This is a genomic window from Nonomuraea sp. NPDC048901 (genome assembly GCF_040649695.1).
GTDB lineage: Bacteria > Actinomycetota > Actinomycetes > Streptosporangiales > Streptosporangiaceae > Nonomuraea.
Genome location: NZ_JBEZFW010000009.1, coordinates 125,572 through 139,566, shown reverse-complemented (window position 1 = coordinate 139,566; position 13,995 = coordinate 125,572). Strand labels below are relative to the sequence as shown.

13 protein-coding genes are annotated in these 13,995 nt (G+C 69.5%); 5 read left to right on the top strand and 8 right to left on the bottom strand.

Features of this window, described 5'->3' with window-relative positions; all coding sequences use genetic code 11:
* Positions 1-19: 19 nt before the first annotated feature.
* Together AB0C30_RS30480 and AB0C30_RS30475 are read right to left on the bottom strand one after the other, a co-directional pair.
* A complete protein-coding gene (locus AB0C30_RS30480) occupies positions 20-184 on the bottom strand; it encodes a hypothetical protein (RefSeq protein ID WP_357951111.1) in 165 nt (54 codons plus the stop codon).
* 42 nt (positions 185-226) lie between these two features.
* On the bottom strand, positions 227-1,012 hold the full coding sequence (locus AB0C30_RS30475) for a methyltransferase domain-containing protein (RefSeq protein WP_357951108.1): 786 nt from the start codon (positions 1,010-1,012) through the stop codon (positions 227-229).
* Between the two features lie 78 nt (positions 1,013-1,090).
* Here AB0C30_RS30475 and AB0C30_RS30470 point away from each other — a divergent pair, with 78 nt between their 5' ends.
* From AB0C30_RS30470 to AB0C30_RS30450, 5 genes are all read left to right on the top strand, one after another.
* Positions 1,091-1,756, top strand: coding sequence for a Uma2 family endonuclease (locus AB0C30_RS30470; RefSeq protein ID WP_357951106.1), 666 nt, complete (start codon positions 1,091-1,093; stop codon positions 1,754-1,756).
* A 72-nt stretch (positions 1,757-1,828) separates the two neighbouring features.
* Complete coding sequence (locus AB0C30_RS30465) at positions 1,829-2,494, top strand: Uma2 family endonuclease (protein ID WP_357951103.1); 666 nt, start codon at positions 1,829-1,831, stop codon at positions 2,492-2,494.
* 18 nt (positions 2,495-2,512) lie between these two features.
* Positions 2,513-5,704, top strand: coding sequence for a DEAD/DEAH box helicase (locus AB0C30_RS30460; RefSeq protein ID WP_357951100.1), 3,192 nt, complete (start codon positions 2,513-2,515; stop codon positions 5,702-5,704).
* A 1-nt stretch (position 5,705) separates the two neighbouring features.
* Positions 5,706-6,524 carry an SWIM zinc finger family protein gene (locus AB0C30_RS30455; RefSeq protein ID WP_357951098.1) on the top strand — a complete coding sequence of 273 codons (819 nt, stop codon included), beginning with the start codon at positions 5,706-5,708 and terminating at the stop codon, positions 6,522-6,524.
* Positions 6,505-6,885, top strand: coding sequence for a VOC family protein (locus tag AB0C30_RS30450; RefSeq protein WP_357951095.1), 381 nt, complete (start codon positions 6,505-6,507; stop codon positions 6,883-6,885). Before AB0C30_RS30455 ends, AB0C30_RS30450 begins: the two co-directional genes overlap by 20 nt.
* A gap of 10 nt (positions 6,886-6,895) precedes the next feature.
* On the opposite strand, the gene AB0C30_RS30445 is transcribed toward AB0C30_RS30450, so the two are convergent.
* The 6 genes from AB0C30_RS30445 to frdA form a co-directional block, all read right to left on the bottom strand.
* Entirely contained in the window at positions 6,896-7,834 is a 939-nt protein-coding gene (locus AB0C30_RS30445) for a diacylglycerol kinase family protein (protein WP_225289703.1), read from the bottom strand.
* Between the two features lie 92 nt (positions 7,835-7,926).
* Positions 7,927-10,671 (bottom strand): immune inhibitor A domain-containing protein, encoded by a 2,745-nt coding sequence (locus tag AB0C30_RS30440; protein WP_357951092.1) that lies wholly within the window; start codon positions 10,669-10,671, stop codon positions 7,927-7,929.
* A gap of 112 nt (positions 10,672-10,783) precedes the next feature.
* Complete coding sequence (frdD, locus tag AB0C30_RS30435; protein WP_357951090.1) at positions 10,784-11,125, bottom strand: fumarate reductase subunit FrdD; 342 nt, start codon at positions 11,123-11,125, stop codon at positions 10,784-10,786.
* Positions 11,122-11,505, bottom strand: coding sequence for a hypothetical protein (locus tag AB0C30_RS30430; RefSeq protein WP_357951087.1), 384 nt, complete (start codon positions 11,503-11,505; stop codon positions 11,122-11,124). Before AB0C30_RS30430 ends, frdD begins: the two co-directional genes overlap by 4 nt.
* A complete protein-coding gene (gene sdhB / locus AB0C30_RS30425; RefSeq protein ID WP_357951084.1) occupies positions 11,502-12,263 on the bottom strand; it encodes a succinate dehydrogenase iron-sulfur subunit in 762 nt (253 codons plus the stop codon). Before sdhB ends, AB0C30_RS30430 begins: the two co-directional genes overlap by 4 nt.
* Positions 12,256-13,992 (bottom strand): fumarate reductase (quinol) flavoprotein subunit, encoded by a 1,737-nt coding sequence (gene frdA, locus AB0C30_RS30420; protein ID WP_357951082.1) that lies wholly within the window; start codon positions 13,990-13,992, stop codon positions 12,256-12,258. Before frdA ends, sdhB begins: the two co-directional genes overlap by 8 nt.
* Positions 13,993-13,995: the final 3 nt, after the last annotated feature.

The window sequence follows — 13,995 nt, the reverse complement described above, 5'->3', positions numbered from 1 at the left end:
CCAGCGAAGTGGCTTTCTATCACCGCTTGGCGGCTCGCAGCAGGAAGCCGACGACGGACAGAACCGGGGACTTGGGAACGTCGCACCAGTTGTCGGGCTGCTTGGGCTTGCTCCACGGGGAGGGCAGCTCACACGAAGGAGCCGACGGCTTGGGCCGTTCGCACCACGATCCGGGAGGATTCATATTTTCACTGTACAACTTCAGCTGCGGGCGCCACCGGAATCTTCACCGTCGGGCGTCGCCGGAATCGCCGGGCAGCGCGATGATGCCGGGCTGCGCGATGACGTGGGTCAACGGGGCCACCCGCCGGTAGGGGTCGCTCGACCCGGCCCGCTCCTCGCACTCCAGCAGCAGGTCCAGGTCGTCGGGGAGGGGCGCGTCGTCGGCCGCCAGGTCCGTGAGCACCCGCACGCCGTACCACTGCAGGACGCCCAGCCCTCGTACGGCCAGGCGCCGCGTCAGGTCGTCGAGCCGGTCGGCCCGCGCCCGGACGCCCAGGCGGTTGGTGTACGCGTCCGCGTCGAACGCCTCCCTGGCCGCCGCCCAGTCCCCCGTCATCCCGGGCCGCATCGCCAGCGCGTCGCCGTTGCGCACGAGCAGGGACAGCACCCCGCCGGACGCGAGCACCGCCGCCATGGCGGTCAGGAGCGGGTCGGGGTCGTCGAAGTACATGAGAACGCCATGACAGAGGACCACGTCGAAGCTCCCGGGCCCGAACAGCTCCCCCAGCCGCTCGGCGGGCGCGTGCACCACCTCGATGGCCATCTCAGGCTCGACCCGCTCCTTCAGCAGCCCGAGCAGATCACTGGACGCGTCGAGCGCGGTCACGCGATGCCCCTGGGCGGCGATCCTGAGCGCCTGGGTGCCCTGCCCGCAGCCCACGTCCAGCACCCTGGCCGGGACGGACGGGAGATGGGCCGCCAACTGTCGGCTCACCAGCTCCTGCCTGACCACGTCACGCAGGCTGCCCAGCCGCTCCCGCCACCGTTCCTCGCCTGCTGAGAACCCCATCACGAAGACCTTTCACAGAGTAAAACTACGGTCACGCAGTGTAGTATTTCCGATGACGCGAGCGAGAGGATGACCGCCATGGCCACCGGCACCACGCGCAGAAAGACACGCAGGCGTGCACCCGCACCTGAGCCCGGCTGCGACTCCCGACCTTCGCCCGCGTGGGGGCCGGGCTGGGGACGGTCCGGACCGACCCACACCGAGCTCAAGCGCGAACAGCTCTGGCAAACCCTCATCGGAGAGGGTTGGAGAGCCGAGATCATCCGTGGAAGGATCATAGTGAGCCCCTGGACGAAGAGGCGCCATGCGCAGCTGGTCCACCGCGTTCAGATGCAGCTCTTCGAGTTCGCGCTCGACAAGGGCTGGGAGTTCTACCAGACCTGGGCCGTTCACATCCCGCCCGATCGAGGCGACAAGCGGCTTCCTGATCTGCTGGTCGCGCCACCGGACAGTCCGGAGTTCGACGAGAACCAGGCCTACGGCCACGGCACGCTCCTGGTCGTCGAGATCACCTCCTCCGACAATCGGACCGACGATCTGCAGGTCAAGCCCGCCGAATATGCCCGGGCAGGCGTACCCATCATGCTGATCGTCGACGAATTCTCCGAGCCTCGATCGGTCACCCTGCTGTCGGACCCACGTGATGGCGAATATCGCAACATGACCAAGGTGGACGAAGGCGAGCAGGTGAAGTTGCCGGAGCCGTTCGGGGTCGAGCTCGACACCGGCCTGATCTTCCGCTGAGCAAGGCACCCAGCCGGGGGCGCAAGTACGGGGCCTGAACAGCTTGATGACGCGAGCGAAAGGATGACCGCCATGCCTACCGGCAGCACGTACGGGAAGGCACATGGGCACGACCCCGCCCCGGGTCCAGAGCGCCCGCCGATCGCCGCACCCACGTGGGGCCCTGGATGGGGCGCCCTGGGCCCCACGGACGAGGAGCTCCGCCGCGAACAGGTGTGGGAGAGACTCGTCGGGCAAGGACTGAGGCCGGAGATCGTGGATGGGCGGGTCTATGTGAGCTCCAGGGCCAAGAGACGGCACTGTGTCCTGGTCGACCGGCTGGCGGACCAGCTCTGCGACGTCAAGCGGAAGAACGGCTGGGAGTTCTACCAGTCCTGGGCGGTGCACATTCCGCCGGGGCGCGGCGACAAACGGCTGCCCGACCTCCTGATCGCCCCGCCGGGGAGCCCGGAGTTCGACGGCAACCAGGCCTACGGATACGGCACGCTGATGGCCGTCGAAGTGGTGTCGTCCGACAGCCGCGATGACGATCTGGAGGCCAAGCCGGTCGCCTACGCGCGGGCGGGGGTCCCGATGATATTGATCCTCGACGACTTCTCCACCCCACCGTCAGTCAGGCTGCTCCACGGGCTGTCCGACGGCGCGTACGATACCTCGATCGTCGTCGAGGCGGGGCAGCCGCTGCCACTGCCGGAGCCGTTCGGGGTCACGCTCGAGACCGGGCCCATCTTCCGCTAGGCGAGATACGCTGCCGAGATGCTGGTCGTACACGGGGTCTGGGCAGGAGACGCCCTCGCTTTCTGGGCAGAGGACACCGAGGGCACCTCGCAATCCGCCGACGCGCCCACCACCGGGACGACCGCCCGGCCCGCCACCGGGACGACCGCTGGAGCCGCTCGGCCGGACACCGGGACGACCGCTGGAGTCGTCGTGCGGCCGCACCCGTTCGCCGCGTCCGCTGTCGCGCTCGGCGATCTGCTCAGGCTCGCGTCTGCCCTGGCCGTCACGCTCCGTGAGCACGCCTCCTCCGCTGAGGGTTCGCAGGGGGTCCTCACGGAACGGCGGCCGGCCGATCGGCTGCCTGCGGTCCCGTTGGACGGGTCCGTGCGCGGTCTGCGGTTGCTCCTGCCCGGTTCCGCCAAGGAGCCGCTGGCCTCGCCCGAAGCCGGGCGCCTGTCGGAGATCATCCGGCCGCGCCTGCATCTGTGGGAGGTGCCCGCCGTCGTCCCGGCCACCGAAGACGCGCTGCGGGTGCTCGCCGAACACCCCGGCGCCGCCACCGTACGCCACTGGAGCGTGGTGGCCGAGTTCGCGCGCGATCTCGTACGGCGGGGGCGGGTCATCCCCCAGCTCATCCCCCACGCCCACTCGGAAGAGGCCGGTGGGCGGGCCTTGTGGCGGGCGGTGCTGACCGGGGCCGACGCCGCCTACTTCCGGGATCTCGCCCTCGCCATGCCGCCCGCCTGCCGTACCTCCGAGGTCGAGCGGCCCTCCGTGGAGGTGCTCGGGGCGGCGCTGGACGCGTTCGCCGACGCGCTCGTCCGGGCGGCGCTCACCGAGCAGCTCGTGACCGGCCCCCGTACGGGCCAGGAGCGGTGGCTGGCGGCGCTGACCGGGGCCGACGACAGCTGCCCGGACAGCCCGGAGCTGCGCCGTGAGCTGGAGGAGTGGCGGGCTTCCGTGGCCGCCGCGGACGGGGCCGCCAGGGTGTGCTTCCGCCTGCTCGAACCCACCGGCGATCTCGACCTCACGCCATCTGCCGACGACCTCAACCACCTGGATAGCACCGCCCCCGCCGACCAGGCTGGCGGCACCACTGGCACCGGCGCTGACGATGGCCGTGGCTGGCGGGTCGAGATCGCGTTGCAGGCCGCCGACGATCCCAGCCTCTACGTACGCGCCGAACGGGTGTGGAGCGGCGAGCCGGTGCCCGGCCTGCCCAGGAGTCCGGAGCGCGAGCTGCTGGCCGGGCTGGGCCGTGCCGTACGCCTGTACCCCGAACTCGACCGGGCTCTTCGGGTCGCCCGGCCGACCGGGCTGGAGCTGGACACGGCGGGCGCGTTCGGGTTCCTGCGGCAGGCGGCGCCGCTGTTGCAGGCCGCCGGGTTCGGGGTGCAGCTGCCGCGCTGGGCGGGCCGTACGAGGCTGGGGCTGAAGCTGACCACCCGCACCAAGAAGCAGAGCGCGGCCACCGCCCAGGGGTTCGGGCTGCGCGAGCTGGTGAACTTCCGGATCGACCTCGCGGTCGGCGACGAGACGATCAGTGAGGCGGAGCTGGCCGAGCTGGCCAGGCTGAAGGTGCCGCTGGTACGCGTCCGCGGGCAGTGGGTGGAGCTCGACGACCGCCAGCTCAAGGCCGCGCTGAAAGCCGTCGGGGGCGAGCGCGCCGGCGAGTTGCCCGCCGCCGATCTGCTGCGTCACGTGGTCCAGGGTGACGACGAGCTGCCGCTGCTGGAGGTCGACGCCGACGGTGTGCTCGGCGATCTGCTGTCCGGCCAGGCCGAGCGGCGGCTCCTGCCGATGGCCACGCCCAGCGGCCTGGACGCGACGCTGCGCCCCTATCAGGAGCGCGGGCTGGCCTGGCTGAGCTTCCTGTCGGAGCTGGGGCTGGGCGGGGTGCTGGCCGACGACATGGGGCTGGGCAAGACGGTCACCACGCTGGCGCTGCTGGTCCACGAGCGGGCCGACACGCCGACGCTGCTGGTGTGCCCGATGTCGCTGGTGGGCAACTGGGAGCGAGAGGCGGCCAGATTCGCGCCGGGGTTGCGGGTCTATGTGCACCACGGCAGCGGCCGGGACGCCCAGGCGATCGGCGACGCCGACCTGGTGATCACCACGTACGGCACCGCCCAGCGGGACCTGGAGACGCTGCGGCGGGTCGAGTGGCGGCGGGTGGTCTGCGACGAGGCCCAGGCGATCAAGAACAGCGGCACCCTGCAGTCCCAGGCCGTCCGGGCGATCCCCACGGGCACGCGGCTGGCCCTGACCGGGACACCGGTCGAGAACCATCTCGCCGAGCTCTGGTCGATCATGGAGTTCGCCAATCCGGGGCTGCTCGGGCCGCGGTCGCGGTTCAGGACCCGGTTCCAGGAGCCGATCGAGGCTCGCCAGGACGAGCAGGCCATGCGGGCGCTCAAACGGGCGACCGGCCCGTTCGTGCTGCGCCGCGTCAAGACCGACAAGTCGATCATCTCCGATCTGCCGGAGAAGATGGAGGTCAAGGAGTGGTGCCCGCTCACGCCCGAGCAGGCCAGCCTCTACCAGGCCGTCGTCGACGACATGCTGGGCAGGATCGACGACAGCGAGGGCATCGAGCGCCGCGGCCTGGTGCTGGCGGCCATGGCCAGGCTCAAGCAGGTCTGCAACCACCCTGCCCATCTGCTCAAGGACGGCTCGCTCCTGTCGGGCAGGTCGGGCAAGCTGGCCCGGCTGGAGCAGCTCGCGGAGGAGATCGTGGCCGAGGGGGAGAAGGCGCTGGTCTTCACCCAATACTCGGAATTCGGGACGATGCTCCAGCCCTACCTCGCGCAGCGGCTCGACCGGCCGGTGCTCTGGCTGCACGGCGGCCTGCCCAAGAAGACGCGCGACCGCCTGGTCGAGCGTTTCCAGCATGATGACGAGCCGATGCTGTTCCTGCTGTCGCTCAAGGCCGCGGGCGTCGGTCTCAACCTGACGGCGGCCAATCACGTGATCCACGTGGACCGCTGGTGGAATCCCGCCGTCGAGGATCAGGCCACCGACCGTGCCTTCCGCATCGGGCAGCGCAAGAACGTACAGGTGCGCAAGCTCATCTGCGCGGGCACCCTGGAGGAACGCGTGGACGAGATGATCGAGCGCAAGAAGGCCCTGGCCGAGAGCGTGGTCGGCACCGGCGAGGACTGGCTGACCGACCTGTCCACCGGCGAGTTGCGCGAGGTCTTCCGCCTGACCGCCGAGGCGGTGAGCTGAAATGGTGTGGTTCGAGGCCGCCAAGCCGATCAGGGTCGAGGGCGGGCTGCGGGCGCGCACACAGCGGGGTTCGATCGGCTCCACCTGGTGGTCGCGGCGCTTCATCGACATCCTGGAGCGCGTCTGCGACAAGGGCCGCCTGTCCCGGGGCCGCGCCTACGCCCGCGCGGGCCAGGTCCTGTCGATAGACCTCGCCCCCGGCCTGGTCACGGCGGCCGTCCAGGGCTCGCGGCGCAGGCCGTACGACATCAGGATCGAGATCGAGGCGTACGACGAGGCGCGCTGGACCGCCATGGAGGAGGCGATCGCGGCCCAGGCCGTCTACCGGGCGAAGCTGCTGGCCGGTGAGATGCCGACGGAGATCGAGGAGCTGTTCGCCGCGCTGGGCATCGACCTGTTCCCCCGGGACCTGGACATGGAGTGCTCGTGCCCTGACTGGGGTCTGCCGTGCAAGCATCTGTCGGCGGTGCTGTACCTGCTGGCGGAGTCGTTCGACGACGATCCGTTCCTGGTGCTGGCCTGGCGCGGGCGCAGCCGGGAGCGGCTGCTGGGGTCGTTGGCCGATCCGGAACCGGAGCCGATCGCGGTGCGGGACGTGCCGTTCGCCGACCGGCTGGCCGACTTCTACGCTCCAGGCGCCACCGCCCACCGGCCCGAACGCCGTCCCGGTGCGGCGGCGTCCGATCTCCTGCCCCGCGTCTTTCCGCCGCCGCGCGATCTGGCGGACCCGCTGGCCGCGGCGTACCGCCGCCTCGGCGAGCCCCCGCATGATGAGAGCCAACGGGGGGTATCGCCACCGGATGGCATGCCGTATCAGTGAATTGGTGATCGACTGTCGAGACCCCGAACGCCTTGCCGCGTTCTGGTGTGAGGTGCTTGGCTACGTCATTCTCGATCGGGAGGAGGACGGCAGCATCGAGATCGGTCCCGAGGCCGAAGGCTTCGGCGGCCTCCAGCCGACGCTCGTCCTCAGCCCGGACGACCATCCGCGAACCGGAAAACTGCCGCTGCATATCGACGTGAACCCCACCGACCGCGACCAGGATGCCGAGCTCGAACGCCTGCTGGCCGCCGGCGCCAAGCCCGCCGACGTCGGACAGACGGGCAAGGAGTCCTGGTACGTCCTGGCCGACCCCGAGGGCAACGAGTTCTGTCTTCTGCGCCGACGCCTGAGCGGCTAGTCGCCAAGCCTTAACGGTCGTCGAAGTCGGCGGGCACCATGACGCGCACCCCGTTGGGCACCACGCGGAGCCGGATCGGGGTGCGCAGGCGCACTTCGCCGTCGACGTCGGCCGCCATCGGCGGGTCGGTCTCCAGCAGCATCTCCTGACCCATCACGAACGGGCCGCCCGCCAGGCTGCGCCAGCGGCCGGTCGTGGCGCGCACCAGCGTCTCGCCGAGCAGGCGCAGCTTCTTGCCCGAGCCGAGCTGGTAGGCGACCAGCATGCCGTTGTCGATGCTGACGTCCTTGGCCAGCTGCCAGCCGCCGTGGAAGCGGCCGTTGGCGATGTTGAGCTGGTGGGTGAACAGCTCGTGGCGCGTGCCGTCGACCGTGATGTACGCGCGGAACGGCCGGTGGCCGGGCAGGACCCGCAGAGCGGTCAGCGGGTAGGCGGGACGGCCGAGGATGCGCTTGAGCCACGGCTTGACCGTGCCCGCCACCTCGACGGACACGCCGAAGCTGGCCAGGTTGGCGAACGGCCGGTCACCCGCCATGCCGAGGTCGATGTCGGCCACCTTGCCGGTGGCGAACACCCCGACCGCCCCGGCCAGGTCGAGCGGCAGGCCCAGGCTGCGGGCGAAGTTGTTGGTGGTGCCCAGCGGCAGCACGCCGAGCGCCACGTCACGGTGGGCCACGTGGCGGACCGCCGAGGACAGTGTGCCGTCGCCGCCACCGACGATCAACAGGTCGGGCCGGGTCTCGAGAGCCTGGTCGAGCAGGGCGCGCAGCCGCTTGGGGTTGGAGACCGACAGCTCGGCCTGCGGCTCGAAGCCGAGGGCGTGGATCTGGTCGATCACCTCGAAGTAGTGCCGGCGGCCCCGGCGCGAGCGAGTGTTGACCACCACCGCCACCCGGCGGTCCTGGAGGATCGCCTCGGTGTGCTCGGTCTTGGTACGCAATTCGCTCATGGTCATCCATGGTAGGTGCGCGGAGCCCCCTCTGGGGCCAGCCGAAGGGGCCGCCGGATGGTACCGGCGGCCCCTCGATTTACCTTTTCGCCTTACTTCTTCGGCGGGATCACCTGGACGATGGCGCCCAGGTTGCCAGGCAGCGGCGAGACCAGCTTGAACTGGACGCCGAGCGCCTTGCCCTCGTCACCCGGGTTCCCGGTGCCGGCCACGTGGCCGCCTCCGAGGTCCGTGCCGTACAGCTCGGTGGCCGGGGTTCCGTCGACGTTCACGACGCGGGTGCTGTACGGCTGGTCGCCCTTGGACGGGACGACCACCGACGCGTCGAAGTCGCGGTAGAACAGGCTGCCGTTCTGCAGTTCCAGACCCGGGTACCAGGTCTTGGCGTCGGTGAAGTTCGGCACGCCCTTCAGCGCCGGGATGTCCGTGCAGTACTCGCTGAACGGCTCGTCCGCCGCCTCCAGGCACTCCTTGAGCGGGTACGTCTTCCCGAAGGAGAACGCCGCGTTGGACGACTGGGTGCGGCCTTCGAGGTTCTTGTGCCGCGTCGGGTCCTTCTGCGCCGCGGTACCGGTGCGGCGCAGCGGATCGAAGTGCGAGTCCACGACCAGCAGGCTGCCCTTCGACCCGATGCTCGGCTGGAGATCGAGGTTGTTGGACAGCGAGTTGTTGGTGAACGTCGAGTCGCGGTACCACACCAGCAGGCCGGGGGCGTTGTACTTGACCTTCTCCACCTTCCACGCCCCATCACGGGAGTAGTTGGTGTCGTAGGCGTACTGCAGGCCCTGGTCGAACCCGTCGAAGTTGCGCCACTCGGCCAGGTAGAAGCGGGACACCTCGCGCGAGCCGTTGTTGATCGTCCAGCCCTGGCCGCTCGTGTTGGTGTGCGTGCCGCCGATGGCCTTCCAGCCGTTCTCGCCGCCTTCGACGTCGTCGCTCCACACGGCGGTGCCGCCGTTGGTGAGCTGGAAGTCGTCGGCGTGCCAGCCGCGCGGGGTGAAGGCCGCGTCGGTGTTGTACGCGAGGCGCAGCTTGATCGTCTTACCGGCGAACGCGTTCAGGTTGACGTAGTCGTGCCGCCAGCCGTTGGTGTTGCCGGTGAGCCCGTACTTCTTGTCGCCGAACGTCTTGAGGTTCTTGTTCGGGTCCGGGTAGCCGTCGGGCGTGGTGACCTCGTTGCCCGCCTCGTCGTAGACCTTCTGCTGGGCCCAGGTCTCGCCGCCGTCGGTCGAGACCTCGACGAAGCCGAAGTCCCAGTCCTGCTCGATCTCGTAGTTGTTCCACATCCAGAACCGCAGGTCGGTCCCGGCGGGCACCGCCACGTCACGGGTCAGCTTGACGTCCGCCCATTCCTGGTCCAGGCCGGACCACCAGGCGTTGGCGCCGCTGTGCGGGTCGACCATCTTCAGCGGCGTGGAGGCCAGGTTCACCCGGACGCCGTCCTGGGTGAGCTTGGGCGTCCGCGACGACTGTCCGACGGTGACCAGCTTGGCGGCGTCGCCCGGGTTGAACGTCTTCGGGTTCGCCCAGCCGAGCACCCACTTGTCCCACAGGCCCATGTGGGTCGGCATGGACTGGAAGATCGGCCCGGAGTGCGAGCCGCTCGACATCAGGTCCCAGAAGTCGACGGCGGAGCTGGCCTGGCCCGAAGTGTCGTACAGGTCGGGCAGACCGAGGTCGTGGCCGTACTCGTGGGCGAAGACGCCGACGCCGGAGTCCTCCGGCTGCACGATGTAGTTGGAGATCTTCTTGTCGGTGCCGGGGATCTTGTAGCCGCCGGCCACCGCGCTGGAGTGCGCCCAGATCGCGTACGTGCCCTCGGCGCCGCCGTTGGACGACTTGTCCTTGCCCGCGTGCACCATGACCAGGTGGTCGATGACGCCGTCGGGCTCGCTGAAGTTGCCGTCACCGTCGACGTCGGAGACGTCCTCGACGTCGTAGTCGGCCCACGGGAAGTTGGGCTGGCTCTTGGCCAGCGCGTCCACCGTGTCGATGGCGAGCTGGCCCGCGCCGAGCGGGTTGTCCGGGCTGCCGGTCATGTCCTGGGGAGCGCCACCGCAGGCCGCCGCGCCGTACCAGGCCTCGGAGTGCGGCGCCTTGATCCAGCCGACCGCGGAGCCGGTGACCGAGTAGGCGCCCTTGGACATCTCCTCGTACATCTTCTTCATGGTGAAGCCGGAGATGTCGATGCCGGGGCGGCCGTCGCGCGGGTCCTTCAGGTCAGGACGTACGCGCTGGGTGATGCCCTTGTCGGTGTAGAGCATCGTGTTGAAGTGCGAGGTGCTGAAGTCCTTGACCCAGAAGCTGTTGTTGTCCTTGTGCGGCAACGTCGCGGGGTCGGGGATGTTGTTGTGCAGCGGGCCGTTCTTGACCGTGCCCGCCGGCTCGACCACGCAGTCGTCGGGCGCGCTGTTGACCGTGCGCAGGCGGTTGTAGCCGGAGAAGTCGTCGTTGGCCTGCTCGTTGAACTCGACCAGGACGGTCAGCAGCTTGGCGACGCGGGTCTGCTTGGACTTCTTGAAGATGAAGTCGGCGGGGTTGCGCCCGGTCTTGATCGCCTCGTTCTCGCGGGCCGCGAGCACACGGGCGGCGGCCGGGTTGCCGCTGGTGAACTTCCTGTCGACCTTCTGCGCCGGGCTGAGCGAGCGGGCCTTCTGGTTGGGCAGGAGAGGCTCGTCGGGCGTCTCTTCGACGCTGGGCGGCGCATAGTTGATGTAGAAGTCGGACGCGCCCGGCTCGTACCTTGCGGCAGAGGCGGGGGCGGCGGGGACCGTCAACGCGGCGCCGAGGAGGGCGACCGCGGGTAATGCGGCTAACAGACGCTTTGTGCTGGGCACTGATAACCCTCTCTGCCCGGGATCGCCGGGCGCATGGCCACAGGGTGTGCAATGCCGGAATTTAGAGGGTTAGTAAAGCAAACGTAAAGAGCCCGGTCGAAATGTGATGAAACTAGAACAAAAGCAGCGCCCCAGTCACACCACCCACGATCGCCCCGCCGTAGCAGAGCACCGCGATCAGCGAGTCGTACCGGGCGATGCCGAACAGCTCCTCGCTGGTGAACCGGATCCGGTGCGCGGCGTGGAACAGGCAGAGCACGATGACCACGAGCAGCGCGAGCCGTACGAGGACGTTGCCCAGGAGCGCGCGCAGGTGCGCGACGGTCGGCCAGTCGATCACACCGAGCGGCATGAGCACGCCGAACAGCAGGACCAGCACGGGCAGCAGCAGCGCGGCGGCCACTCCCCCGCCGCTGAAGAGCAGCCACAAGTACGGCTCCAGCGTCCGCTTCACGGTGACCTCAGGATGAAGTAGGCGATCAGGACGGACAGGGCCAGCCACGCCGAATGGTTGCCGCCCTGGATCATCCAGGCGGGCACCCGCCAGCCGTCGAGCCGGACCACGGTGGCCTTCGGCGCCAGGTTCAGGAACGTGACGGCGTGGAAGACGGTCGCGACCAGGGCCACCAGGTTGACGACGATCATCCAGGGCTGGGCGGCCAGGGCGGTGAAGTCCTGGAAGGTGCCGCCCAGCAGGGCGCCGACCAGCAGGAGCAGGAAGACGATCGTCCACGCGACCAGCACGCTGGTCAGCTCGCGCAGGACGAAGATCGTGTAGTTGCGGGTACGGGCGAACCAGAACGCGTCCCGCGGCGGCCGGTATGCGCTGGTCATCGCTTGCTCCAGGGCAGTACCGAGCGCAGGGCGGCGGTCAGCTTGCCGCGCTGGATCGCCTCGGCCGGGTCCACGTGCTTGGGACAGACCCGCGTGCACTCTCCGACGAACGTGCAGCCCCAGACCGCCTCCTCCAGGTTGAGCACGTCGAAGCGGTCACCCATGTCCCTGGAGTCGAGGTTGTAGCGCTGGGCCAGCGCGATCGCGGCCGGGCCGAGGAAGTCGGGGTTGAGCACGTACACCGGGCAGGCCGAGTAGCAGAGCATGCAGTTGATGCACATGCTGTACTGCTTGTAGGCGTCGAGTTGCTCGGGCGTCTGCGCGTACTCCGTGGTCAGCGGCAGCTCCTCGCCCTCCCTGATGAGCCACGGCCGCACCGACGACAGCTTGGCCAGGAAGTCGTCGATGTCCACGACCAGGTCCCTGATCACCGGGAAGCCCTTGAGCGGCTCGATCCTGATCGGCCCGTCGCCGTACTCGGTGAGGAAGGTCCCGCAGGTCAGCCGGGGCTCGCCGTTGACGGTCATGCCGCACGAGCCGCAGATGCCCATCCGGCACGACCAGCGGAACGACAGGCTGCCGTCGAGCCGGTCCTTGACGTAGTTCAGGCCGTCGAGCACGGCCCAGTCGGCCGTCAGCGGCACGTCGTAGCCCTGGAACACCGGCTCGCTGTCCTGACCCGGCCGGTAGCGGGCGATCTCCAGCCGGATCGTGCGGGTGGCCGCCGCCTGCCGTACGGACTCTTCGGTGTCAGTCACGTCCATAGACCCTTTCCCCCGGAGGCCAGCGGGTGATCGTCACGGGCAGCAGGCCGACCGACGGCGTACCGTCGGGCGCGCGGTGCACCAGCGAGTGCGCGAGATAGGTGCTGTCGTCCCTGGCGGAGAAGTCGGTGCGCTGATGCGCGCCGCGCGACTCCTTCCGGTTGAGCGCGCAGGCGACGATGGCCTGCGCGACGTCGAGCATGGTGTGCAGCTCCTGCAGGTTGATCAGCTCGGTGTTGAACGTCGTGCTGGCGTCGTCGACGCGCGCCTCCTGCGCGCGTTCGCGCAGGTCGGCGAGGGTGTCGACGGCCCTGGCGAGCACACCGCCGGTCCGGTATATCCCGGCCGCGCCCTCCAGGGTGTGCTGCATCTCCTCGCGCAGGTCGGCGATCCGCTCGCCCTTGCCCGACGCGTCTCGCGCGCGCTCCAGCCGCCGCCGCTCGTCGTCCCCCTGTGTCCGTACGGCCTGGGGCTCGCCCTGCTCTTTGTGCTCTTTCGCGAACCTCGCGGCGGCCAGGCCCGCCCTTCTGCCGAACACGAGGATCTCCGGGAGCGAGTTCGAGCCGAGCCGGTTGGCGCCGTTGATGCTGACGCACGCGGTCTCACCGGCCGCGAACAGCCCGGCGACCGGAGTGGCGCCGTCGAGGTCGGTGTGGACGCCGCCCATCATGTAGTGCACGACCGGGCGGACCGGGATGAGGTCGGTGGCCGGGTCGAGGTTCTGGTAGCTCTTGCACAGCTCGCGGACGAACGGGATGCGGGCCTCGATCTTGCCCTCGCCGAGGTGGCGCAGGTCCAGGTAGACGACCGGCCCGTACGGGGTGTCGACCGTGCGGCCCAGCTGCTGCTCGTGCACGAACGCCTGGGAGAGGCGGTCGCGCGGGCCCAGCTCCATGCTGCGCAGCTTGGGCGTCGGCGTGGGTTTGCCCAGGTCGTAGTCCTGGAGGTAGCGGTAGCCGTCCTTGTTGATCAGCCAGCCGCCCTCCGCCCTGGCCGCCTCGGTGATGAGGATGCCGGTGAACGGCAGGCCGGTCGGGTGGTACTGGACGAACTCCATGTCCTTCAGCGGCGCGCCCGCCCGGTAGGCCAGGGCCATGCCGTCGCCGGTCTTGATCGCGGCGTTGGTGGTGAAGGGGAAGACCCGGCCGCAGCCGCCGGTGGCCAGGATGACGGTCCTGGCGGCGATGGTCTCGACGCGGCCGGTCCTGATTTCGACGGCCACGACGCCGTGGACCTGGCCGTCGTCGACGACGAGCTTGGTGACGTACCACTCGTCATACCGCACGATGTCCCGATATTTCAGTGTTGTTTGGAACAAGGTGTGGAGAAGGTGGAAACCGGTCTTGTCGGCCGCGTACCAGGTGCGCATTCGCTTCATCCCGCCGAACGGCCGGACGGCCACCCGGCCGTCCGGCTCGCGGCTCCACGGGCAGCCCCAGTGCTCCAGCTGGATCAGCTCGCGGGGCGCCTCCTCCACGAACGCCTCGACCGCGTCCTGGTCACAGAGCCAGTCGCCGCCGGAGATCGTGTCGTAGCAGTGCTCGTCGAGCGTGTCGCCGACGCCGATCACCGCGGCGGCGCCGCCTTCGGCGGAGACCGTGTGGCTGCGCATCGGGTAGACCTTCGACACGACCGCCACCGTGAGCGCGGGGTCCGTCTCGGCGACCGCGATGGCCGCGCGGAGACCCGCTCCGCCTCCTCCGACGATGAGCACGTCGATCATGTG